A 22,985-nucleotide genomic window follows, 5' to 3' on the forward strand; every position below is an offset into this window, starting at 1 on the left:
GTTAAACGAGGTTGCATCTCAGAGAAACTCAATACGCTTTCGCTTGTTCCGAGTCGTCGTGGGCAAACGTAGCCGTAATAACCTCATGATGGCTAATCATTGACAGGTTGTTTAAGACGGGGAGGTGGATTTAAAGTTCTTCCGTTGCAAAGTCGTATTGAGCAACCGCTCTGAGTTGATGTCATCCAGTCCATCTACCTTTTGGTAGGTGGGCTTTTGCGCTGAAAATCTCTTTCCTTGAATTTCCTTGGAATTTACTCTAAAATAGTCTTACTAAGTAAAAAAACCACTTCGAAGGAGAAAGTCATGGAATATAATATTACTGATGCAACGTTTGATGAAGAAACAAAAGAAGGGCTTGTTTTAATTGATTTTTGGGCAACTTGGTGTGGCCCATGTCGCATGCAAGCGCCAATTTTGGAACAACTTTCCGAAGAACTTGACGAATCAGAACTTAAAATTTGCAAAATGGATGTTGATGAAAACCCAGCAACAGCTCAAGGATTTGGCATTATGTCTATCCCAACATTGATGTTCAAAAAAGATGGTGAAGAAGTAAAACGCATTGTTGGTGTTCAAACAAAAGCACAACTTAAAGCTGCTATTGCTGAATTATCATAATAAAAAATGCTGACAGCCCTGTCAGTATTTTTTTGTTCAAGGTGTTTATGACTTCTAAAGTGGGCGTGACAAAAAGAGCGGAAAATGATATGATTGTTAAAGCAAAAATACAACGAAACAAAGGAGTTGACGATGTCAAAGAAGAAAGATACAGAACTTGAGATTATTGACACTACTGACGGTGCGGTCATTAAAAGCGGTAAAAAAACCATTGCTGAAATTAAAGAAGAATTTGGAACGTTTGTCGTGAAGGTATCAGGTAAAGAAGTAGCGGTCGTACGAACTTTTGAGGAAGCACTTGAAGAAGGCATTAAGGCTTATAATTTATCTGTTTAATCTCTTATTTTGTGAGGAGAAAGTTTCAAAAAAATTATAAATACTTTTTATGAGCTCAAACTTGAAATTTATGTTAAAGTTTGATAAAATATTCTCGTTGTCACAAAATAACAGTGGGGTATAGCCAAGCGGTAAGGCAAGGGACTTTGACTCCCTCATGCGTTGGTTCGAATCCAGCTACCCCAGTTAGTCTTCGAAAATTGAGAAAATAAAAAGAGAAAAGGGAACAGTTTTCCCTTTTTTTCTTTTTCTAAAATATGCTAGAATAAAGAAAGAAGTTATGGGAAAGTAAGGAGAAATTTATGAGAAGAACTAAAATTGTTGTTCCAGTAATGCTGACAGAGCCGTCAGATCTTGAACGGGTTAATATCAATGATTATGAAGATGTAGATTTGATTGAGTGGCGTGCTGATTTTTTATCAGAAGAAGATATTTTAATTCTTGCTCCGCAATTCTTTGAAAAATTTAAGGATTTTAAAGTTTTATTTACTTTACGAACAGTGCGAGAGGGGGGTAATATTCAACTTTCAGAGAAGAAATATTTAGCTTTACTTCAAAAAATTCTAACTTATAATCCTGCCTACATTGACATAGAGTATTTTACACATGGGCGCGCCCTCCATCAGCTGGGGGCTTTCGCTGATAAAATCGTCTTGTCTTACCATAATTTTGAGGAAGTACCGACAGATTTAACCAAGCGCCTGTTAAAAATGCATCAAGAAAAGACAGCTTATGTGAAAGTTGCAGTGATGCCGGGTCACGAATGCGATGTGCTTGATTTAATGCAGATCACCCGAGATTTGACATTGGAATACGGTGAAAAGTTCATTACTATGGCCATGGGTGAGCTAGGGCGGCTTACCCGTATTTCGGGCTATTTGACGGGATCATGTTGGACCTTTGCGAGTTTGACAGCGGAAAGTGCGCCCGGACAGCTTTCTCTCCAGCACACTCGCCAAATCCTAGATTTACTAGAGTCTGATTTAACTGAGTGAGCAGTGTCACCCCCCTAATTGTTCGATAATAGCGGATATTTTTTTCGCTTATTACATGATATTTGGAAAATACCGAATGCTTTTAGGGTGAAAATGCTATAATAAAGAGTAAAAAGATTACTGACAGAGCTGTCAGTAAAAAAAGGAGTAAAAAGTGGTTATCAGTCGTTATTCACGCCCAGAAATGGCAAATATTTGGTCAGAAGAAAATAAATATAAGGCATGGCTTGAAGTCGAAATCCTTGCGGATGAAGCTTGGGCAGAGCTTGGGGAAATCCCAACAGAAGATGTTCAAAAGATTCGCCAAAATGCTAGCTTTGATGTAGCGCGCATCTTGGAAATTGAAAAAGAAACACGCCACGACGTGGTGGCCTTCACACGTGCCGTGTCAGAAACTTTAGGTGAAGAACGCAAATGGGTGCATTATGGTCTGACCTCAACAGACGTCGTTGATACAGCTTATGGTTATCTTTATAAACAAGCCAATGATATTTTGCGCGAGGACCTAAAAAACTTCGCAGAAATTGTTAAAAATAAAGCTTTAGAGCATAAATACACCGTCATGATGGGTCGAACTCACGGCGTTCACGCTGAACCAACAACTTTTGGCTTGAAATTAGCCACTTGGTACAGCGAAATGAAACGAAACATTGAACGTTTTGAACATGCTGCGAAAGCTGTTGAAGCTGGGAAAATTTCTGGTGCTGTTGGAACATTTGCTAATATTCCTCCCTTTGTTGAAGCCTATGTTTGTGAAAAATTAGGGACGCGTCCACAAGAAATTTCAACACAAGTCTTACCACGTGATTTACATGCAGAATACTTCCAAACGTTGGCGCTCATTGCGACTTCTATTGAACGCATGGCCACAGAAATCCGTGGCTTGCAAAAATCTGAACAACGTGAAGTTGAAGAATTCTTTGCTAAAGGTCAAAAAGGCTCATCCGCAATGCCACACAAACGTAACCCAATTGGTTCTGAAAATATGACCGGTTTAGCCCGCGTTATTCGTGGACATGCCATTACAGCTCTTGAAGATGTTAGTCTTTGGCATGAACGTGACATTTCACACAGTTCTGCTGAACGCATCATTGCACCAGATACAACAGAATTATTGGATTACATGTTGAATCGTTTTGGGAATATCGTTAAAAACTTGACTGTTTTCCCAGAAAATATGAAACGAAATATGGATGCGACTTTTGGCTTGATTTACAGTCAACATGTCATGTTAATGTTGATTGAAAAGGGAATGACGCGTGAAGCAGCTTACGATTTAGTTCAACCTTTGACTGCAAAATCTTGGGATGAACAAGTGATGTTTAGACCCTTGCTTGAAGAAAATGAACAAATTCGTCAGTATTTGAATGATGAAGCTATTGATAAAGCTTTTGATTACAATTATCATTTAACAAGAATCGATGAAATTTTTGACCGTGTCTTTGACTAAGCTGATGCTGTAGCCCCTAAAAAGGCTTTGCAAGTTCCCTATGATGAATTCGCCATTTTATCCTGTGGATAAGGATAATATTGCTGAACATCAATGGTGAGATAAAAATAAAAATTCTGTCGCTAAGACAGAGTTTTTTTATAAAAAAGAAGACACTGTAGCAAGTAAACTCCTAAAATTGATCACATAATATTTTTAAACTTCGCAAAAAGCAAATTTTATAATATAATAGTATGTTGGGGCTCTTTTTAAACTTTCAATGAAAGAATTTAAGCTAGTCCACCTTAAAAAAAGGAGAAGAAATGACAGAAACACAGACTTCAAAAAAATCTGGCGATGATCAGGGTTCAATCATCGTTCTCATGTTAGCTTTAATGATTGCCATCTTTGCCTTTCAATTGAACGCTTCAATGCTTTCACCTGCTTTGGTAACAATGCAAGAACAATTGCACACAAGCGCTTCAGCGATTGCTTTGACTCAGACCATCTTTTTTACAGCAGCAGCACTTTTTGCTTTATTTTTACCTCGCTTAGCAGACTTGATTGGTCGTAAAAAGGTCTTACTTGGGATGTTGATTTTGACAGGAATAGGATGCCTTATTTCTGGGCTTGCAACCAATGTGGGGGTATTGATGATTGGGCGAATACTACAGGGGGCAGCTGGTCCTATCGTTCCACTTTGCTTAATCATGCTTCATGTGAGAGTGACAGAAGGGAAAAGATATGCAAAATTGATGGCTATCTTAACTTCTGTCAATGGTGGGATTGCTGGTGTTGACGCTTTAGCTGGTGGCTGGCTGGTAAGTCATGGCGGCTTTCGCTCTGTATTTTTAACGATGGCACTGACAGCCGTATTGGCTGTCATCTTAGTAGCCATTGGGACGGAAGAGTCGACAGCAAAGCAAACCCCCCGTATGGATTGGGGCGGAGTAGTACTTTTAGTTATTGCAATGGGCGCTTTGCTAACAGCTGCCAATGCGTTGCAAGGAAGTTTTGGAAACATTGGTTTATCCAATGGGATGCTCGCTCTTATTTTATTTATTATTGGTATTGTCTGTTTCGTTGGCTTTTGGCAAGTTGAAAAGCGTGTAAGTGATCCGATGGTCCCTATTCATTATTTGAAACAACGTCGTACTTGGGGTCTTTTATTGACTACGCTCCTTGCAATGACGGGTGTCTTTGCAATTATGAATGGGATCATACCTGCTCTAGGTCAAGATAAAAACTTCGGCTTAGGGTTAGGCGCTGATCTCGTCTCATTTGTTACTTTGACGCCTTATGCCGTGGCAGGATTAGTTTTTGGACCTATTTCAGGTGTACTGGCTGCTCGCTTTGGTTTTGCTAAAGTATTACGAGCTGGATTATTGGCAACTGTATTAGGTTTTGGGCTAACTATAGCTGGTGCACTTAAGCCTTCTATTTGGTTATTGCTTTTACTTTCTATCTTCATTGGGATTACTTATGCCGGTATTACTAATATTATGCTCAATGGGCTCGGTATTGTACTTTCTCCAGAAGATAATCCCGGCTACCTTCCTGGATTAAACGCGGGCATGTTCAACCTTGGAGCAGGTTTGAGCTTTATTATATTATATGCTGTTCCTTCTGCTATGCATACTACGGTCGGTGGAAGTACAACAGGCTATGTTGCAGGCATTGTTACTGGTCTGGTTCTAGTAATTATTGCTTTCTTTACCTCATTTTTAATTCCGGATCCTAAAACAACGAAGTAAATACTAAAATTTTTCTAAACTGTCAAATTTGACAGTTTTTATTATCTTCAGGTTTTACGGGCCAGGAGTGGTCTAACTTGAGGATCAGCTAATTAAATCGATTAAAAATATTTTCATAAAAAAACATCCTAAAAGAAAATAATTTTAATCCTGAAAAGTAAAAACCGCTTTCAATTTGTGTTATAATGAACTATAAATAAAAAATATGGAGAAATCTTATGTTTGATACTACTGATCAATTAGCTGTCAATACGATTCGTACCTTATCTATGGATGCGATTCAAAAAGCAAATTCTGGTCATCCAGGACTTCCAATGGGCTCTGCACCAATGGCTTATGTGCTGTGGAGCAAGTTTTTGAATGTTAATCCTAAAACTAGCCGTCAATGGTCTAACCGTGATCGTTTTGTATTATCTGCAGGTCATGGTTCGGCAATGTTATATAGTTTGTTGCATTTGGCGGGGTATAATGTAACAACTGATGATTTAAAAGGTTTCCGTCAGTGGCAATCTAAGACCCCAGGTCACCCTGAGATTGGGCATACAGATGGTGTTGAAGCAACAACAGGCCCATTAGGTCAAGGTATCGCTAATGCTGTAGGGATGGCAATGGCAGAAGCTCACCTTGCTGCGCAATATAATAAACCTGGTTTTAAAATTGTCGATCACTACACTTATGGTTTAAATGGTGATGGCGACCTGATGGAAGGGGTCTCACAAGAAGCAGCTTCATTGGCAGGTAAGCTAAAATTAGGCAAATTAATCCTTTTTTATGATTCTAATAATATTTCTCTTGATGGCGATTTATCCATGTCCTTCATTGATGATATCCAAAAACGTTTTGAATCATATGGTTGGCAACACCTTTTAGTAAAAGATGGCAATAATCTGGATGAAATTGCTGCTGCCATTGAAGTCGCTAAGGCTGAGACAGATAAGCCTACAATTATTGAAGTGAAAACAGTGATTGGTTTTGGAGCTGAAAAACAAGGTACTTCTGCAGTTCACGGGGCGCCTCTTGGAGCTGAAGGTGTTGCATTTGCCAAGAAAGCATATGGTTGGGACTACCCTGAATTTACTGTGCCAGAAGAAGTTTCAAAACGCTTTTTAGAAACGACAGTTGCGCGTGGTGAAGCGATGGAGCAGGTATGGCGTGAGACGTTCAAAGCCTATGCCCAAAAATATCCAGAACTTGCTGAACAATATGTTAAAGCTTTTGAAAATGAAACGCCAGAAGTGGAATTGACTAAACATGAACTTGGTACAAGCAAAGCCAGTCGTGTAACGTCACAAGAAGCGATTCAAGAATTGTCAGCTCAAATGCCAAATTTCTGGGGTGGCTCTGCTGACCTTTCAGCTTCAAATAATACGATGGCAAAGGCTGAATCTGACTTTATGCCAGACAACTATGCGGGGCGCAATATCTGGTTTGGTGTTCGTGAGTTTGCAATGGGAGCAATCATGAACGGGATTGCACTCCATGGTGGAACGCGTGTGTATGGCGGAACTTTCTTTGTCTTCTCAAACTACATGCTCCCTGCCGTCCGTATGGCGGCTCTACAAAATCTGCCTGTAACTTATGTTTGGACACATGACTCCATTGCTGTGGGGGAAGATGGACCAACACATGAACCAGTGGAACAACTGGCTTCAGTGCGTTCAATGCCTAATTTAGATGTGATTCGTCCCGCTGATGGGAATGAGGTGGTTGCAGCTTGGCGTCATGCAGTGACAAGTAAAAAACGTCCTACTGCCCTGATTTTAACCCGTCAAAACTTGCCTGTTTTACCGGGCACTGCAGAATTGGCTGAAGAAGGTCTGAACCGTGGCGCTTATATCCTTTCTAAAGAGGAAGGTAAGTTAGAAGGAATACTCATTGCAACAGGATCAGAAGTGGCTTTGGCTTTGGAAGCGAAGAAAACTTTAGGTGCTGGTGTGCGTGTGGTTTCAATGCCTTCAATGAATATTTTTGATGAACAATCTAAGGCTTATCAAGAAGAAATCTTACCTAAAAATGTGCGACGTCGTTTGGCAGTAGAAGCTGGGACAAGTTTTGGTTGGGGAAAATATGTAGGACTTGACGGTGCAACTGTGACCGTTGATAAATGGGGGGCATCTGCTCCTGCTAACATAGTCTTACCTGAGTATGGCTTCACCGCTGAAAATGTTATTAAAGCTTATAAGGCTCTAGATTAGTTTTTCTAAAGGGCTCTGACATGCGTGTCAGAGCTTTTTTGTTACTGACAGCTCTGTCAGTAACTTTTGCAGCGTTTTTTCTAAAGATTAACTATATAAGGAGGACCCATGGCAGTTTTACTTGCTCTTATTTCAGGGATTGGCTCATTGCTTAATCTCTACCTTTTAGATGGACAGCTTTTGCTCCAAGGACTACTGACCTTGTTAGCATGGGTGGCTTTGTTTACTTTTCGTGGAAAAAAATCAAGGAGTTCTTATGAGCATGATGGCACTCGAATTTTCACTTTCCGTTTTGCGCTGATATTATTAGCGGTTTTGGGCTCAAGTCTAATTTTGCTAGCAAAATTTTCAGGATGGAACTGACAGAGCTGTCATTTTGTAAAAAATATGCTATAATGACTTCATGCGATGAGTCGATGATTTTGCATTTTGCAAAATTTCGAAGCACAGGAATACTGGGAAATTGGGTTTTCCGCCAAGGATTGGTGAGTATTTGTCAAATTGTGTGAACCTTTTTGGCACACTTTCGAGTGCCTGATAAAGATACCATTGAAAAATGGTATCTTTTTTTGTGAGTGTGATTTACTTGAGGGTCCGTAGATGACTTATGATATAATAAGAGCATGATTGTTTTTGGAATTATTTTTGGAATTTTAGTCCTGTTGCTTTTAAGCTCCTTGCTCATCTTTTATGTGGTGGTTCATAAAAGTAAACGCGTGATTGCGCAAGTTGCAAGTAGTCACCCTCTTTATGTAGATGGGAAACGTTTTGTTGATGCTCAGCCGCAAGAATGGACGATTGAAACACAAGATGCCCTCAAATTACATGCGTGGTACTTACCAGCTGATCAGCCGACATCAAAGACCGTGATTGTTGCGAATGGCTATCATTCTATCAGAGATCGTTTTGCTGCCTATGGATGGATGTTTCATGAATTAGGCTATAATGTATTAATTCCTGCTTATCGTGCGAGCGCAGAAGCAGAAGGAAAGTACCTTGGTTTTGGTTGGCTTGATCGGGATGATTACAAGCGGTGGATGAATAAAATTATTGAAAAAGAGAGTACAGCAGAAATTGCGATGTTCGGAATTTCAATGGGCGCCGCTTCGGCGATGATGGTGTCAGGAGAACAACTTCCTATTCAAGTGAAATGTTTCATTGCTGATTGTGGTTACGATACACTTTGGAATGAAATTGTGTTTAAAGCCAAACATGATTTTTATTTACCAGCTTTCCCACTTGTTTACCTCTTATCCTTCTGGTCTAAACTTTTGGCGGGCTATCATTTCAAAGAAGTTTCTTCCCTCAACCAACTAGCTAAAAATACGCGACCTTTTTTGTTTATTCATGGAGAAGATGACCAATTTGTGCCAACAGAAATGGTCCATCGTAACTTTGCTGCGACTTCATCTCCAAAAGAAGTCTTAATCGTTCCAAAAGCGGGGCATGCTAAAGCTTACGAAACAGACCAAGCCCTTTATCAACAAATTGTTGCTCAATTTTTAAATAAATATTTATGAGAAAGCCCTCCTCTCTTGGAGGCTTTTTATTTTTTAACCTGTTTGAAAATCTTATTATTAGTATAAGTTAAGAAAAATATGATAGAATAAAAGTGTTGACATCATTATTATTTTTATAAAAAGGAAGGAAATTATCATGGATGTTTCATGGATGGTGAAGTACCTTGCCGAAGGATTGGGGACAATGCTCCTTGTTCTGCTCGGTAACGGTACAATTGCAGGAGTAACTTTAAAAGGCTCTAAAAATGAAGGAATGGGGGGGCTTGCGATCGCCTGGGGATATGGAATTGCAATTCTAGTCCCAGTCCTTGCCTTTGCTAATGTCTCTGGTGCACATATCAACCCTGCGATTACTATTGGGCTTGCTTCAGCTGGCTATTTCCCTTGGGCACACGTTGCTCAATATGTTTTGGCACAACTTATTGGTGCAATCATTGGTCAATTGCTCGTTGTAGCAATTTATAAAGAATACTTTGCCAAAACAAATGACGGAGCAATTGCGCTTGGAGCTTTTGCTACAACGAATGCTTTAGAAAATGGCGGGACGCATGCTAAAGCTATTTTCAACGGATTTGTAAATGAAGTAATCGGGATGTTTGTCTTTGTCTTTGGTATCCTTAGCTTTACCACAAACTTCTTTGGTGCAGAATCCATCAAATGGATGACAAGTTATGCCCAACAACAAGGGGCTGATGTGACATCAAGTGATACAGTGAGTCAAATTTGGGCTTCTGTTTCAGGGGCTTCTTCAGCAAAAATGGTTGGAGCCTTAGCTATTGGTTTGATGTTCGTTGGTTTGGTTACTGCCTTTGGTGGTCCAACTGGTGCAGCACTCAACCCAGCTCGTGACCTTGGTCCACGACTCGTTTATAGCTTTATGCCACAATCAGTAGTAGGACAAAATAAAGACGCAAAATGGTGGTACGCTTGGGTACCTGTAGTCGCTACAATTGTAGGGGCTGTAATTGCCGCAACAGTCTTTAAGTTGATGTTTAACTAACAAAAAGAAAATCTGCCAACCTTGGCAGATTTTTTCTTGCTCTTATCCTTTAAAAGCGTTATAATAATGATAATTTTACTGAAAAGGATAGACAATTATGACACAATATAATATCGCAGTTGTTGGCGCTACAGGTGCAGTAGGCACACGAATGCTTGAACAACTTGCTCAATCAACTCTTCCGATTAAGACGGTACACGCTTTGGCGAGTAAACGTTCCGCTGGTAAAATTGTCACCTATAAAGATAAAGAGCTTGTTGTAGAAGAATTAACTGAGGAGAGTTTTGAAGGCATTGACATTGCTCTTTTTTCAGCTGGAGGCTCAGTATCAGAAAAATACGCCCCTTATGCTGTAAAAGCTGGAGCGGTTGTTGTAGATAATACCTCATTTTTCCGTCAAAACCCTAATGTTCCTTTGGTTGTTCCAGAAGTTAATGCACATGCTTTGGAAAAACACAATGGAATAATTGCCTGTCCTAATTGCTCAACGATTCAAATGATGGTTGCTTTAGAGCCGATTCGGCAAGCTTATGGGCTTGAGCGAGTAATTGTCAGCACTTATCAAGCGGTCTCTGGTGCGGGTCAATCAGCAATTAATGAAACAAATCGTGAACTCCAAGAAGCACTTGATGGAAAAGCACTGACAGAGTTGTCAGCAGAAATTTTACCATCTGCTGGAGATAAAAAACATTATCCAATTGCTTACAATGCGCTTGCACAAATTGATGTATTTACTGACAACGCTTATACTTATGAAGAAATGAAAATGACCAATGAAACCAAGAAAATCATGGAAGATGATTCAATTGCGGTTTCGGCAACTTGTGTCAGAATTCCAGTTCTTTACGGTCATTCTGAGTCAGTTTATGTTGAAACGAAAAAAGTAGCAGATATTGCTGAGGTTAAACGTTTGATTTCTGAATTCCCAGGAGCTGTTTTAGAAGATGATGTTGCTCATCAAATTTATCCACAAGCCATTAATTCAATTGGTCGTCGTGAAACTTTTGTGGGTCGTATTCGCCGTGATTTGGATGCAACAAATGGGATTCATCTTTGGGTAGTTTCTGACAATCTACTCAAAGGAGCAGCTTGGAATTCTGTTCAAATCGCTGAAACGTTACATGAGCGTGGCTTAGTTAAACCCACTCAGGTACTAAAATTTGAATTGAAATAAGGTTGAGTAAATGGGATACATCAGTCAAATACGCGAAAAAATTGGCCACGACTTACTTATTGGTGTGGGAAGCGGTGTGATAATTGTTAAAGAGGGAAAAGTCCTCCTTCAGAAACGCACGGATGGTCTAGGATGGGGGATACATGCGGGTGGTATTGATCCAGGAGAAACTTTTGAAGAGGCGGCAAAAAGAGAACTTTATGAAGAGAGTGGACTTGTAGCCAATGCGTTGGACTTCTTTGGAGCTTATTCCGGAGAAGATAGTTTTTTGACTTATCCAAATGGTGATGAAGTTTATTTTCCGACCATTGTGTATACTTGTCGCGATTTTTCGGGAGCGTTAAGAGCACAAAAAGAAGAAGTCACTGAATTACGATGGTTTGATATCCATGAATCACTCCCTAGTCCTCTTTTTTCCATGCATGCTCGTTTACTTAAAGACTTTATCAGACAAGAAAAAGACAATGAGTTATATCAGTGAGCTACGTAAAAAAGTCGGCCATGAGCTTTTAATTTATCTTGGTGCAGGGGTAATTGTTTATCAGGATCATCGCATATTGCTTCAAGAGCGTAAAGACAATGGGGCGTGGGCTTTGCATGCGGGTGGTATTGAAGTGGGCGAGGATTTAGAACAAACAGCTCGCCGAGAATTGTTTGAGGAAACTGGGCTTAAAGCGGGGGAACTTCAATTGTTTGGGGTTTATTCTGGTAGGGATCGCTTCATGACTTATCCTAATGGCGATCAAGTTTATATGCCTTGTATTTATTATCGGTGTTCAGACTTTACAGGGAGCCTTCTTAAACAGGATGCTGAAGTTAGACAACTTCACTGGTTTGATGTTGATGAACTTCCTGTGTCGCTTCATTTGCCTAATCGGCGTCCTCTAGAAGATTTCATCAAATGGTTGCACGAAGAAAATTAAAAGCTCTCCGGCTAAAAAACATTCGCTATGCAGCTGTAAATATGCTATAATGAATCAAACAATATTAGAGGTTGCAAAAACGAAAAAATCAGTGGAGCGGTGGACGCGAGGAAGCTGAGGGCGGCGTTTTTTGCCGAAAGGAAAAGTTCCACAGACTTTTTCTTGGGTTGTAAGGTTAAATCCTGCAAACTGTCTTTCTGTCAACTCTGACAGAAAGGGGAGCTAATCAAAATCATTTTTGACGAACTTTTATGGGCCTCTTTTGCAATAAACAGGGGTCTTTTTTTACCCCTCAAATAGAGCGAATTGCTCAAAAGGAGATGAAAATGCCAGCAAAAGAAACAATAAAAAAACTAAAAAAAGCAAGAATTATTACTGCTTTAGTCACTCCGTTTCATGAAGATGGAACGATTAATTTCAAAGCATTCCCCCGATTAATTGAAGCCTTACTGGCCCATCATACAGAAGGGTTGATTTTAGCGGGTACAACTGCAGAATCCCCTACATTGACTCATGATGAAGAACTAGAAATCTTTGAAACAGTGCATCAGATTGTGGACGGTCGTGTTCCCTTAATTGCAGGTATTGGAACAAATGATACCAGAGATTCCATCGAATTTGTCAAAGAAGTGGCTAGACTTGGCTATATTGATGCAGGACTTGCAGTCACCCCTTATTATAATAAACCCACCCAAGAGGGGATTTATCAGCATTTTAAAGCGATAGCAATGGCGAGTGACTTACCCATTATTCTCTATAATATACCGGGTAGAGTGATTACGGAAATTGCACCAGAAACGCTTTTAAGATTGGCCGAAATCGAAAATATTATTGCTGTTAAGGACTGTACTAGCACTGATAATCTGGCTTTTTTAATTGACCAATGTCCTGAAGATTTTCTGGTATATACCGGAGAAGATGGGTTAGCTTTCCATGCGAAAGCTTTAGGTGCTCAAGGGGTTATCTCTGTGGCAAGCCATATCTTGGGAGATGAGATAGCGCTAATGTTTGAGGAGATAGAGCATGGTTCTATCCAAAAGGCAGCCCATATCCAGCGGCAGATTTTACCGAAAATCAATGCCCTTTTTAGCGTTTCAAGTCCAGCACCAATCAAAACAGTGTTAAACCACCAAGGTTACGAAGTAGGGGGACTCCGCTTGCCGTTGGTTGCTTGTACAGCTGATGAAAGCAAAAGTATTCTACAAAAAATTAATCCGCTCTTTTAGTGGATACAGCATTGAAAGATTTTTATATAAAAAAACCAGCAGATGTGCTGGTTTTTCTGTTGCATTTACTAAAATTCTATTTTTTGAATCTTATCATTTGCCTCCAAATGTTTTAAAAGCAAGACGGAATCATAATCCGCAGGGAATTTCAAGTTTAAATCAGCGCTGAAAGTACCGTCTTGATGACGAACCAGTTTTAGGTTAAGAAGGGTAATCTTATTTTCTTTCAAACTATCTTGAACACGATAAAAACCTTCCATATCAGCAAGTTTTAAATGCAAATGGTCACTAACCGCTGCTTTAGTCCATCGAAAATTTTGGTGCAAAATAATCTGGAAAATAATGATTAATAAAGTTGCAGCAACCCCTATAAAGTATAGCCCAGAACCGATAGCCATTCCGATACCAGAAGTGGCCCAGATGCCGGCTGCGGTCGTTAAGCCATTGACAGATTGATTATGGACAAAAATCATACCTGCTCCAAGAAAACCAATCCCACTCACAACTTGCGCAGCAACACGAGAGGGATCTAGACCGACACCTTGTAAGTTAATGATGTCCATAAAGCCATATTTAGAAACAATGATCATCAAGGCCGCGCTAAGGGATACAATCAGGTGCGTACGAATTCCAGCATTTTTTGAACGGCTGTTTCGTTCGTAACCGATCGCATAGCCACAAATTCCAGCAATGATAAGACGGATGAGCCAATCAACTTGTGTTAAAAGTGTAATTGTCATAGGTTCTCCTTTCTTTTTGTTAAGACTTCTCTTATTATTATAGCTCATTTTGCTTAGAATTGAATTAAAGTCTTCAAAAGAAGTTTACAGCGAAAGAAACTTGATTTTTTGGCGACTTTGGGTTAAACTTGTTATAAGTGTATACTCGGTAGAGGCTGGAAAGCCAGCCTCTTTTATTTTGATTCTGCGAGAGAGAATCAATCTTTTATCGCTTGTCCCACTCGACCGATTTCGAGAGTGAATACGGCAAGGAACAGCTAAAAAGAAGCGTAAATTTTACTGACCAGTCTGTCAGTAACTTACGTCAGCTTTTTTGAACGAAAAAATAAATTATTACACTGATAAGAAAGGTTTTTATGTCAAATATTAAAATCACCCCATTAGGTGGTGTCCGCGAGTTCGGTAAAAACATGTACCTGGCTGAAGTCGGAGAACAAATTTTTGTTCTCGATGCAGGTTTGAAATACGCTGAGATGGATCAATTAGGAGTAGACTTTGTTATTCCTGATATTACCTACCTGTTAGAAAACGCAGATCGGGTAGCAGGAATCTTTTTGACGCACGGTCATGCAGATTCTATCGGAGCGCTTCCTTATATCGTTTCTGAATTAAAAGTTCCTGTTTTTGGTTCAGAATTAACAATTGAACTGGCTAAAATTAATGTAAAAAATTATGCAGATAGCCGAAAATTTAACGATTTTCATGTGGTAACAGAAGATACAGAGATCGATTTTGGTCAAGCTGTTATTTCTTTCTTCTCGACTACGCACACCATTCCTGAAAGTCTCGGAATTGTTATTTCGACGCCATCAGGTAATGTGGTTTATACGGGTGATTTCCGTTTTGATCCTGCAGTAGAAAAAGGCTACCGCACGAATATGCGTCGTTTAGCTGAAATAGGCAACAATGGGGTTCTTGCTTTGCTTTCTTCCTCACCCAATGCCCTTTCTACTCAACAATCGGCGAGCGAACATGAAATTTATGATAAAATCTATGATCATATCAACGATAGTGAGGGGCGCGTTATCATTGCATGTAATGCGGGGAATTTAGGACGTATTCAGCAAACAATTGATGTTGCCATCAAATTGGGTCGTCGTGTTGCCTTTACAGGCGAAGACATGGATCAAATCATTGAAACGGCTACGCGCCTGAAAAAATTGCGTATTGTTGATCGTAAATCCATTATTAAACCTAGCGAAATTAAAAAATTTCCCGATAATGAATTAGTGATTTTGGAAACCGGTCGAATGGGTGAACCTCTTAAAACATTAGGAGATATGGCGCACCGTCGTCACAAGTATGTAAAAATCAAAGAAGGAGACTTGGTGCTTGCAGTGACAAGTCCATCAGTTTCTTACGAAACGATGATTGCTCGTATTGAAAATGATATTTACAAAGCCGGCGGTGTAATGAAGATGTTGGCTTCGGACTTAAAAATTTCGGGCCATGCCAATGCACGTGACTTACAATTTTTGATTGACATTTTGCGTCCGAAGAATTTAATTCCTATTCAAGGCGAATATCGCGAACTCAGTGCTCATGCAAATTTAGCTATGGAGATGGGGGTATTACCTGAGCATATCTTTATTGCAAAACGTGGTGAATCAGTCAGCTTTGAAAAAGGTGAGATGGTCCCTTCTGGCGTGATTCAAGCCGAAAATGTGATGATTGACGGCTCAGGAGTAGGTGATATTGGATCAGTTGTCTTACGTGACCGTAAGGTTTTGTCTGAAGACGGCATTTTCATTGCGGTTATCACAATTTCTAAGACTGAACGTAAAATTGTAAGTAAATCTCGTGTTCATACGCGCGGCTTTGTCTACGTGAAAACTTCCCGTGATTTGATGCGAGAAGCGGGTGAACTTGTCAATGTAACGGTTGATAAATATTTGTCAGGTAAAGATTTTGATTGGGCAGAAATTAAAGGAAGTATCCGCGATGCACTTGGAAAATTCCTTTATGAACAAACTAAACGTAAACCAGTTATATTGCCAGTTGTCATGGAAGCACGTCAACCTCAAGAGCTTAACAAACGTTACGGTAGAAAAAATAATAAATAAAAGTGATAAAACCTCCTTATTTTCGTATAGAAGATTAGGAGGTTTTTTATGCGAAAAAATCAATTAGTTAAAGTTTCTATCTCACTGAGTGTGTGTTTAGGTGTGATTTATCCTTATTTGATGAGCTCTCCCGTCTCACTGTCCTCTTGGTCAGCACATGCCGCTACCGTTAATATGACTTATACCGATGAGCAACAGATTACTTATACTTTAGATGACACTCTGAAAACTGCTGAAGTAACAACTTATAGCGGAAAGCCTGGAGTAGACATAATCATCCCAGATAACCTTTGTGTAAATGGTAAGAGTTATGCTGTGACTTCCATTGGGACCTATGCTTTCTTAAACAGTGGGATTCATTCTGTTGTTATTGGGAATAATGTGTCGGATATTAATACAAGCGCTTTTCAAACTACAACAGCCGCTCCCGATTATTATAAAAAAGCATTGATACAAGTGACTTTAGGCACTAAAGTACAAAATATCAAAACAGATGCTTTTGCAGGAAATGCGTTATCACAACTTATTTTACCCGATGCTCTTCAAAAAATAGCTACCCGTGCTTTTTCTAATAATCAACTTACTACATTATCTATTGGAAAAAATGTAACGGATATCATGAGCAAAGCGTTTCAAAGTAATCAGCTCACGACAATCAGTTTTGACCCATCGGCTCAAACAATAGTAGGTTCAGCTGCCTTTTCAGGAAGTCCAGTTCTCTCATTAACACTTGGAACAGGGGTATACTGGCCATCCGATGCACTTAATAAAGCAAGTCTTCTATTCAATCAATTAGATGATCTTCCTGAAACAGGGATACGATCAGTCAGCATAAGTCCAGAAGGAAGTTGTCAGAAAAGTTGGCTGCTCCAAGCACCGCTTGAAGAGGAAGTGGAAAAACAGGATGATAGCAATTCTACACCAAGTTTATCTGGAACGGAAAATTCTCCCACTCAAGATGAAATCAAATCGCTAGAAACTACAACTACAGACGCAACAAACTTTGATAGTCCAACAACAGAAGATTCTAGAATGATATCTGATCTTGCTGTGACCAATGTACAAGATTCTGGTCCTTCCAAAAGCTCATCAGAAGAAGTTCAAAAAGAAAATAATGAAGAAAATACAAATATTAGCCCTATCCTAATAGAAACTCCGAAGCTTACTACGGTAAGTCCTTCAGTATCAGCAGCTTCATCGCTCTCCATATCAAGTAGTATAACAACTCATAATCCATCAGAGAAAACTGGACTAACAAAAACGGTTATTCCTGTGAGAGGGTTAGTTTCATCGAATTTATGGATGCCTGACCAATTAAAGGCTCAAAAAAACTTAAAACGGTTCACCTACCCAACTTTTTCAATGGTGATTCCAAGTCTTTTGCCTCAGTCTAAGGCGAAATCAAAATTAAAGATTGTTCCGTACACCTCAGTTTTAGGACAAATAAAGCCTAACCCAAACAAGAAAAAGCTACTTTTATCTGCTGTGGCACCAGTATCAGCTCCCGCCTCTAAAAACGGTATTCTTAAAGCCCCATCTCAAGTACCACAAGAGAAAATTATTAAGAGTTTCGTAAAATCAAATATTCCCTCAGGCACCTCTACTCACAACAAGCTGGAAAAACTAGAATATGTTTTTTTATCAGTCACATTTTTGTTTGGCGTCCTTTTTGGAAAGTTTCTTCCAGTCCCTACAAAGAAAAACAGACTAAAATAAACCTCAAATGCTGTTGCTGTATTCAAATTTTTCTAAAGAAATGTTATAATGAAGTAATTGTAAAAAAGTAGAATTGGATAATAAAAATGGCATTTGAAAACTTAACTGAACGCTTGCAGAATGTATTTAAAAATCTGCGTGGCAAGAAAAAAATTACTGAAGCAGATGTTACAGAAATTACGAAAGAAATTCGTGTTGCTCTTCTTGAAGCCGACGTTGCTCTTCCCGTCGTCAAAAAATTTATTAAGGCTATCAGAGAGCGTGCTGTCGGTGTAGAAGTCTCTGAAGCTTTAAACCCAGCTCAACAAATTATCAAGATTGTTGATGAAGAATTAACAGCTATCTTAGGTGGTGGTGAAGTTGAATTACTTAAATCTCCAAAAATACCCACTATCATCATGATGGTAGGGTTACAAGGGGCTGGTAAAACGACTTTTGCAGGGAAGCTTGCAAAAAAACTTAAAGAAGAACAAGATGCTCGACCTTTAATGATAGCAGCTGACGTCTACCGTCCTGCAGCGATAGATCAATTAAAAAACCTAGGGGAGCAACTTGATATTCCTGTCTATGATGAAGGAACTAGCCAAAAACCAGTTGATATCGTAAAAAATGGTTTAGCAAAAGCAAGAGAAGAACGCAAAGATTACGTTCTTATTGATACAGCGGGTCGTCTTGAAATTGATGATACTTTAATGAATGAGCTTCAGGAAATTAAGGCACTCGCTACTCCGACTGAAATATTACTCGTTGTAGATGCAATGACTGGTCAAGTCGCAGCGCAAGTTGCGAAAACATTTGATGAGAAGCTTGACATTACAGGGGTTATCATCACTAAACTTGATGGGGATACTCGTGGTGGTGCAGCTCTCTCTATACGTGAAATTACTGGAAAACCCATTAAATTTACCGGGACTGGTGAAAAATTAACTGATTTAGAAATATTTTATCCAGATCGTATGAGCTCACGTATTCTTGGTATGGGAGATATGCTTACTCTGATTGAGAAGGCTCAAGCCAATTATGATGAGGAACAATCAGCTAAGTTAGCTGAAAAAATGGCTGAAAATCGGTTTGACTACGAAGATTTTGTGGAACAATTAGATCAAGTGACAAATATGGGCCCTATGGAAGATATCATGAAGATGATTCCAGGAATGTCTCAGATGCCAGGTTTAGATCAAGTAAAAGTTGATCCAAAAGATATTGCCAGAAAAAGAGCGATGGTCTTGTCTATGACACCCCAAGAACGACATCTGGAAGTAGAACTTTCACCAGCGCGCAGACGTCGTATTGCTGCAGGTTCTGGAAATACTTTTATCGAAGTTAACAAATTCATCAAGCAGTTTAATCAATCTAAAGAAATGATGCAAGGCATCATGAATGGTGATATGAATGCGATGATGCAAAAAATGATGGGTGGCGCTGGCGGAAAAATGCCCAACATGCCAGGTATGAATTCAAACATGCCTGATATGTCTTCACTTGGCGATTTGCAAGGAATGATGGGTTCGAATAATGGTAGTACACCTGATATGAGTTCCATGTTTGGAGGAGGTCTCAAAGGTAAGGCGACTGAATTTGCGATGAAGCAAGCTATGAAACGTGCTCAAAAAAAGATGAAAAAAGGCAAAAAGAAAAAATAAATAAAAAAACAGGTGATTTACCTGTTTTTTATTTTGCCTTTAAATATTCTGATTTCAATATTCCCATAAAATAGCTATCGTGATATTTTCCCCCTGCAAAAAATTGTTCTTTAATTGTACCTTCAATTTCAAAACCTAATTTTTTGTAAATATGAACTGCTGGAGCGTTATCAACATCGACCCAGAGATAAACCTTATGCATATTCAAAGTATTAAATGCGTAATCAACTCCTTTTTTGAGGGCCTTTTGAGCATATCCCTGACCAGAGAATTGGCTCATAATGACAATTTGAATTTCGCAAGTACGATGAATATAATCAATAGCCATAAGCTCGACAATGCCAGCAAATTGACTTTCTATATCAATGACGAAGCGACGTTCTTCATTATCGTGAATGTGTTTATCATAAAGACTTGTTAATTCATCCAAGGATTCATAAGGTTCTTCAAACCACAGGCGCATTGTTTCTGCTTTATTATTGATAATGTGAATATTTTTTAAATCAGTACGTTCTAATGCTCTAATTTCCAATTTATTTTTCCTGTTCTTTATCGTTTTTAAAAGTAACTCATAATTAAATAAAAGCTTCTCAATATCAAAAAGCCTTCTATTAATAGATTAGAAGAACTTTCTTAACTTAAGCTTATGATATCTTATTTGAAGAGTCCAAATCCACCATTCCAAGATATTTTTTCCGAACTCGCTAAGGAAATTTGCAAAAACCCAATCGCTTCTAGCTCACGAGCTCGTTTTAGATTGCCCGCATCCATCATTTCTATACCACTAGTTTTTAATGTGTCAACGAGTTTATGTTTAGCCTCAGCGCTGTCACCTGCCATAAGAACAGTTGTTTTCAAATTATTAGCCATTTTTTTTGAAGAAAGTGTGGCAGCAAAGTTGGTATTAAAAGCTTTTATCACATCTGCCTCAGGAACTTGTTCAGCAATAAGAGCTGCAGCAGAACGATCAGCAGGGACTACAAGTTCGTCAAAAGTCGTGAAATCAACTGGATTTGTAAGGTCAACGATTATTTTTCCTTTAAATTCATCTTTATAATCGCTAAGAATATGCGCTATCGCTGTGTAAGGAACAGCAAGAACAATAATTTCACCAAGTTGATCATGTGGTGAGTCTGAAACGAGGTAGCTTACGGTGTTATCACCTTCAGAGAATAATCCCCCAATTGCACGTCCCATGTTACCTTGTCCAAAAATAGTGATTTTTGCCATATGAGTCTCCTTTATATTTTTCTAATACCTTTATTATAACATTAGAAAAATTCGAGGGATATCAAAAAGGCTCGTATTAATTCTACGGATTTTCATTTTGTAGTCAATTGACAAGAAGGAATAGAATGTGGGATAATAAAAAGATATTATATTTTTAGAAAAATTAGGGTAGGATGAATTCAGAATTAACATTTAAACAAGGTTTAATCGATACTTTACCAACTGTATTTGGCTATATTGGGATTGGTATAGCTTTTGGGATGATTGGGCACAGCGCTGGTTTTAGCGTTGGACTCATTTTTTTGTTGTCGGCAATTGTCTACGCGGGATCAGCACAATTTATTATGATAACGATGTTAGCAACGCATAGTCCGATATTATCTATTATGTTGAGCGTTTTTTTAGTTAATTCAAGAATGATACTTATGAGCATGACTACGGCTTCTTTTTTTAAAGAAGAGAAATTGCTAAAAAATATTGTTTTGGGAACTCTACTAACGGATGAAAGTTTTGCTTTAGGAATGAATAAGCGAAATTATACAGCTGGAAAACTTAGTTTCTCTTGGTTTAATGCTGCCAACTTGATTGCATATACTATCTGGGCTTTAGCAAGTGTAATGGGAGCACTTTTAGGACGTCTACTTACCGATCCCCGAAAACTTGGCTTAGGCTTTGCAGTTATTGCAATGTTTATCGGATTGATGTATCTTCAGTTGATAAGTGATAAAACTTTAGGAAGAGCTTTGCAGCTATTGATGATTGGAATAACGTTTATTTTGTTCTACCTGGGACTTATTTTTATTCCAGAAAATCTACTTGTATTGGTGGTTACTTTGGTGGCATGTGCTTTAGGTGTGGGGGTGAAACGTGTCTTCTTTTGAATATATTTTGTTGACGATCGCTGGTTGTGGTCTTGTCACTTGGTTGTCTCGTGTCCTTCCTTTTTTATTATTAAAGAAAATGACATTACCAAAACTGCTTGTGGAATATCTAAGCTTTGTTCCTATCGTGATTATGTCTGCGCTATGGATTTCAAATCTATTTATACAAGATTTGGGACATCTTCCGATGATTAATTGGGATAATTTTTGGGCGTCACTTCCCACGCTTTTGGCAGCCATTTTGACTAAGAACTTATTAGTTATCGTGCTCGTTGGTATTTTTTCTCTAGCTTTAATTCAGCTCGTCTTTTAAGAATTTTGCTGTCTTCATTTAGAATGGAAGGATCAAATTATGAGGATAGTGAAACCCGTAGCTTTACTGACCGAGCTGTCAGTAAAGCTATGGGTTTTAAAAGTAGGGGTTTATAGGTTAACGAACAGGAAATTTTATTGAGCCATTATCTTATGTTAGAATGAAAAATGTATAGAAGCGTAAACGCGCTCACCGAAAAGTTCAAATACGAGGAGGTTTTATCAATGAAAGCACCATTATTGACAATGAATGACGGACATGAAATACCAACTATTGGTTTAGGGACTTATCAGATTCGAGGAGGCAGCGGTTTGGATCAAGTTCTTACGGCCATCCAAAGCGGTTATCGCCTATTAGATACCTCCACAAACTATGACAGCGAAGGAGTAGTGGGAGAAGCAATCAGACGTTCGGGTATACCACGTTCCGAATTTTTCGTAACAACAAAATTACCAGGAAAATATCATCACTATGAAGATGCACTGTCAATGATACAAGAATCATTGTTTCGCATGGGATTAGAGTACTTTGATTTGTACCTCATTCACTGGCCTTTGCCAAAGCGTGGCCTTTATGTAGAAGCGTGGGAAGCCCTTATCAGAGCCCAAAAGCTGGGTCTTATTCGTTCCATTGGGGTTTCTAATTTCGAACCAGAACATTTAGATAAAATTATTGATAAAACTGGGGTTACTCCTGCTGTCAATCAAATCGAAATTCACCCTTACTGGGTACAAAAGCGAATGTTAGAGGAAAATAAAAAACGAGGCATTCTCACTGAAGCTTGGAGCCCCATGGGACGGGGGAACGATGCTTTGCAAGAACCTATTATTACAGAGCTCGCTACAAAGTACAAAAAAACCTCTGGCCAGATTGTATTACGCTGGCATATAGACCGGGGAATTCTTCCTATTCCTAAGTCAAGGGATTTTATCCATCAACGCGAGAATCTTAATATCTTTGACTTTGAGCTGACCCAAGAAGAAATCGAACAAATCAATTCTTTAGAAAAATTAGATGGGCGCATCGACAATCAAGACCCAAATGAGTATGAAGAATTTGAATAAAGACTTACTCTCCGATTTTTAGAAGTTTTAGTCTTTTCGTTCTAAAATAAAACTTACATATAAAATCAAATAAAACGCCTTACTCTCAAAAAGAATAAGGCGTTTTAGTGTACCGATTTTTAAAAGCTCCGAGATATGATTAATTCAGAAGCATAAAATTTT

General features: G+C 38.9%; 22 protein-coding genes and 1 tRNA gene. 20 read left to right on the forward strand and 3 right to left on the reverse strand.

Annotation, left to right across the window (positions count from 1 at the left end):
* The first annotated feature begins 306 nt into the window (after window positions 1-306).
* From trxA to dapA, 14 genes are all read left to right on the forward strand, one after another.
* Complete coding sequence (gene trxA, locus JKP71_RS04185; protein WP_075525389.1) at window positions 307-621, forward strand: thioredoxin; 315 nt, start codon at window positions 307-309, stop codon at window positions 619-621.
* A gap of 132 nt (window positions 622-753) precedes the next feature.
* Window positions 754-957, forward strand: a complete 204-nt coding sequence (locus JKP71_RS04190; RefSeq protein WP_075525390.1) for a DUF2969 family protein — start codon at window positions 754-756, stop codon at window positions 955-957.
* Between the two features lie 114 nt (window positions 958-1,071).
* Window positions 1,072-1,143 (forward strand) — tRNA-Gln (locus JKP71_RS04195).
* Window positions 1,144-1,259: 116 nt separating this feature from the next.
* Window positions 1,260-1,952 carry a type I 3-dehydroquinate dehydratase gene (gene aroD / locus JKP71_RS04200; protein ID WP_200407138.1) on the forward strand — a complete coding sequence of 231 codons (693 nt, stop codon included), beginning with the start codon at window positions 1,260-1,262 and terminating at the stop codon, window positions 1,950-1,952.
* A 154-nt stretch (window positions 1,953-2,106) separates the two neighbouring features.
* The gene (purB, locus tag JKP71_RS04205; protein WP_200407139.1) at window positions 2,107-3,402 is read left to right on the forward strand and encodes an adenylosuccinate lyase; all 1,296 of its coding nucleotides are present in this window, start codon (window positions 2,107-2,109) and stop codon (window positions 3,400-3,402) included.
* Window positions 3,403-3,704: 302 nt separating this feature from the next.
* On the forward strand, window positions 3,705-5,135 hold the full coding sequence (gene uriT / locus JKP71_RS04210; protein WP_200407140.1) for a uridine transporter UriT: 1,431 nt from the start codon (window positions 3,705-3,707) through the stop codon (window positions 5,133-5,135).
* A gap of 218 nt (window positions 5,136-5,353) precedes the next feature.
* Entirely contained in the window at window positions 5,354-7,330 is a 1,977-nt protein-coding gene (tkt, locus tag JKP71_RS04215) for a transketolase (protein ID WP_200407141.1), read from the forward strand.
* Between the two features lie 108 nt (window positions 7,331-7,438).
* Window positions 7,439-7,693 (forward strand): hypothetical protein, encoded by a 255-nt coding sequence (locus tag JKP71_RS04220; protein ID WP_075525395.1) that lies wholly within the window; start codon window positions 7,439-7,441, stop codon window positions 7,691-7,693.
* A 260-nt stretch (window positions 7,694-7,953) separates the two neighbouring features.
* Window positions 7,954-8,850: an alpha/beta hydrolase gene (locus JKP71_RS04225; protein ID WP_200407142.1), complete on the forward strand. Its 897-nt coding sequence runs from the start codon at window positions 7,954-7,956 to the stop codon at window positions 8,848-8,850.
* Window positions 8,851-8,986: 136 nt separating this feature from the next.
* Complete coding sequence (locus JKP71_RS04230; protein ID WP_075525396.1) at window positions 8,987-9,850, forward strand: MIP/aquaporin family protein; 864 nt, start codon at window positions 8,987-8,989, stop codon at window positions 9,848-9,850.
* Between the two features lie 97 nt (window positions 9,851-9,947).
* Window positions 9,948-11,024: an aspartate-semialdehyde dehydrogenase gene (locus JKP71_RS04235; protein ID WP_200407143.1), complete on the forward strand. Its 1,077-nt coding sequence runs from the start codon at window positions 9,948-9,950 to the stop codon at window positions 11,022-11,024.
* 10 nt (window positions 11,025-11,034) lie between these two features.
* Window positions 11,035-11,505 (forward strand): NUDIX hydrolase, encoded by a 471-nt coding sequence (locus JKP71_RS04240; protein ID WP_200407144.1) that lies wholly within the window; start codon window positions 11,035-11,037, stop codon window positions 11,503-11,505.
* Window positions 11,489-11,947 (forward strand): NUDIX hydrolase, encoded by a 459-nt coding sequence (locus tag JKP71_RS04245; RefSeq protein ID WP_200407145.1) that lies wholly within the window; start codon window positions 11,489-11,491, stop codon window positions 11,945-11,947. Before JKP71_RS04240 ends, JKP71_RS04245 begins: the two co-directional genes overlap by 17 nt.
* A gap of 326 nt (window positions 11,948-12,273) precedes the next feature.
* Window positions 12,274-13,173 carry a 4-hydroxy-tetrahydrodipicolinate synthase gene (dapA, locus tag JKP71_RS04250; protein ID WP_200407146.1) on the forward strand — a complete coding sequence of 300 codons (900 nt, stop codon included), beginning with the start codon at window positions 12,274-12,276 and terminating at the stop codon, window positions 13,171-13,173.
* Between the two features lie 68 nt (window positions 13,174-13,241).
* Here the strand turns inward: dapA and JKP71_RS04255 are convergent, their stop codons facing one another.
* Window positions 13,242-13,913 carry an MgtC/SapB family protein gene (locus JKP71_RS04255; RefSeq protein WP_200407147.1) on the reverse strand — a complete coding sequence of 224 codons (672 nt, stop codon included), beginning with the start codon at window positions 13,911-13,913 and terminating at the stop codon, window positions 13,242-13,244.
* Between the two features lie 356 nt (window positions 13,914-14,269).
* On the opposite strand from JKP71_RS04255, the gene JKP71_RS04260 reads away from it, so the two are divergent.
* The 3 genes from JKP71_RS04260 to ffh all read left to right on the forward strand — a co-directional run bounded on the left by JKP71_RS04260 (window position 14,270) and on the right by ffh (window position 19,335).
* Window positions 14,270-15,976 carry a ribonuclease J gene (locus tag JKP71_RS04260; protein ID WP_200407148.1) on the forward strand — a complete coding sequence of 569 codons (1,707 nt, stop codon included), beginning with the start codon at window positions 14,270-14,272 and terminating at the stop codon, window positions 15,974-15,976.
* A gap of 48 nt (window positions 15,977-16,024) precedes the next feature.
* Window positions 16,025-17,692, forward strand: a complete 1,668-nt coding sequence (locus JKP71_RS04265; RefSeq protein WP_200407149.1) for a leucine-rich repeat domain-containing protein — start codon at window positions 16,025-16,027, stop codon at window positions 17,690-17,692.
* 86 nt (window positions 17,693-17,778) lie between these two features.
* On the forward strand, window positions 17,779-19,335 hold the full coding sequence (gene ffh, locus JKP71_RS04270; RefSeq protein ID WP_200407150.1) for a signal recognition particle protein: 1,557 nt from the start codon (window positions 17,779-17,781) through the stop codon (window positions 19,333-19,335).
* 28 nt (window positions 19,336-19,363) lie between these two features.
* On the opposite strand, the gene JKP71_RS04275 is transcribed toward ffh, so the two are convergent.
* Both JKP71_RS04275 and JKP71_RS04280 read right to left on the reverse strand, forming a co-directional pair.
* Complete coding sequence (locus tag JKP71_RS04275) at window positions 19,364-19,867, reverse strand: GNAT family N-acetyltransferase (protein WP_200407151.1); 504 nt, start codon at window positions 19,865-19,867, stop codon at window positions 19,364-19,366.
* A gap of 122 nt (window positions 19,868-19,989) precedes the next feature.
* Window positions 19,990-20,565 (reverse strand): NADPH-dependent F420 reductase, encoded by a 576-nt coding sequence (locus JKP71_RS04280; RefSeq protein WP_200407152.1) that lies wholly within the window; start codon window positions 20,563-20,565, stop codon window positions 19,990-19,992.
* 173 nt (window positions 20,566-20,738) lie between these two features.
* On the opposite strand from JKP71_RS04280, the gene JKP71_RS04285 reads away from it, so the two are divergent.
* From JKP71_RS04285 to JKP71_RS04295, 3 genes are all read left to right on the forward strand, one after another.
* The gene (locus JKP71_RS04285; protein ID WP_200407153.1) at window positions 20,739-21,446 is read left to right on the forward strand and encodes an AzlC family ABC transporter permease; all 708 of its coding nucleotides are present in this window, start codon (window positions 20,739-20,741) and stop codon (window positions 21,444-21,446) included.
* Complete coding sequence (locus tag JKP71_RS04290; protein ID WP_075525408.1) at window positions 21,433-21,759, forward strand: AzlD domain-containing protein; 327 nt, start codon at window positions 21,433-21,435, stop codon at window positions 21,757-21,759. Before JKP71_RS04285 ends, JKP71_RS04290 begins: the two co-directional genes overlap by 14 nt.
* Window positions 21,760-21,983: 224 nt before the next feature.
* On the forward strand, window positions 21,984-22,823 hold the full coding sequence (locus JKP71_RS04295) for an aldo/keto reductase (protein ID WP_200407154.1): 840 nt from the start codon (window positions 21,984-21,986) through the stop codon (window positions 22,821-22,823).
* The last annotated feature ends 162 nt before the right edge of the window (window positions 22,824-22,985 follow it).

The sequence above is a fragment of the Lactococcus taiwanensis genome (genome assembly GCF_014905395.1).
GTDB classification, from domain to species: Bacteria; Bacillota; Bacilli; order Lactobacillales; family Streptococcaceae; genus Lactococcus; species Lactococcus taiwanensis.

Bases quoted from the DNA above. Each gene is read 5' to 3' on its own strand.
- JKP71_RS04260 (WP_200407148.1), top strand. From the start codon at position 14,270: ATGTCAAATATTAAAATCACCCCATTAGGTGGTGTCCGCGAGTTCGGT.
- JKP71_RS04255 (WP_200407147.1), bottom strand. From the start codon at position 13,913: ATGACAATTACACTTTTAACACAAGTTGATTGGCTCATCCGTCTTATC.
- JKP71_RS04245 (WP_200407145.1), top strand. From the start codon at position 11,489: ATGAGTTATATCAGTGAGCTACGTAAAAAAGTCGGCCATGAGCTTTTA.
- JKP71_RS04220 (WP_075525395.1), top strand. From the start codon at position 7,439: ATGGCAGTTTTACTTGCTCTTATTTCAGGGATTGGCTCATTGCTTAAT.
- JKP71_RS04235 (WP_200407143.1), top strand. From the start codon at position 9,948: ATGACACAATATAATATCGCAGTTGTTGGCGCTACAGGTGCAGTAGGC.
- uriT (WP_200407140.1), top strand. From the start codon at position 3,705: ATGACAGAAACACAGACTTCAAAAAAATCTGGCGATGATCAGGGTTCA.
- JKP71_RS04240 (WP_200407144.1), top strand. From the start codon at position 11,035: ATGGGATACATCAGTCAAATACGCGAAAAAATTGGCCACGACTTACTT.
- JKP71_RS04285 (WP_200407153.1), top strand. From the start codon at position 20,739: ATGAATTCAGAATTAACATTTAAACAAGGTTTAATCGATACTTTACCA.
- tkt (WP_200407141.1), top strand. From the start codon at position 5,354: ATGTTTGATACTACTGATCAATTAGCTGTCAATACGATTCGTACCTTA.
- JKP71_RS04225 (WP_200407142.1), top strand. From the start codon at position 7,954: ATGATTGTTTTTGGAATTATTTTTGGAATTTTAGTCCTGTTGCTTTTA.
- dapA (WP_200407146.1), top strand. From the start codon at position 12,274: ATGCCAGCAAAAGAAACAATAAAAAAACTAAAAAAAGCAAGAATTATT.
- JKP71_RS04280 (WP_200407152.1), bottom strand. From the start codon at position 20,565: ATGGCAAAAATCACTATTTTTGGACAAGGTAACATGGGACGTGCAATT.
- aroD (WP_200407138.1), top strand. From the start codon at position 1,260: ATGAGAAGAACTAAAATTGTTGTTCCAGTAATGCTGACAGAGCCGTCA.
- trxA (WP_075525389.1), top strand. From the start codon at position 307: ATGGAATATAATATTACTGATGCAACGTTTGATGAAGAAACAAAAGAA.
- JKP71_RS04265 (WP_200407149.1), top strand. From the start codon at position 16,025: ATGCGAAAAAATCAATTAGTTAAAGTTTCTATCTCACTGAGTGTGTGT.
- JKP71_RS04230 (WP_075525396.1), top strand. From the start codon at position 8,987: ATGGATGTTTCATGGATGGTGAAGTACCTTGCCGAAGGATTGGGGACA.
- JKP71_RS04295 (WP_200407154.1), top strand. From the start codon at position 21,984: ATGAAAGCACCATTATTGACAATGAATGACGGACATGAAATACCAACT.
- ffh (WP_200407150.1), top strand. From the start codon at position 17,779: ATGGCATTTGAAAACTTAACTGAACGCTTGCAGAATGTATTTAAAAAT.
- JKP71_RS04190 (WP_075525390.1), top strand. From the start codon at position 754: ATGTCAAAGAAGAAAGATACAGAACTTGAGATTATTGACACTACTGAC.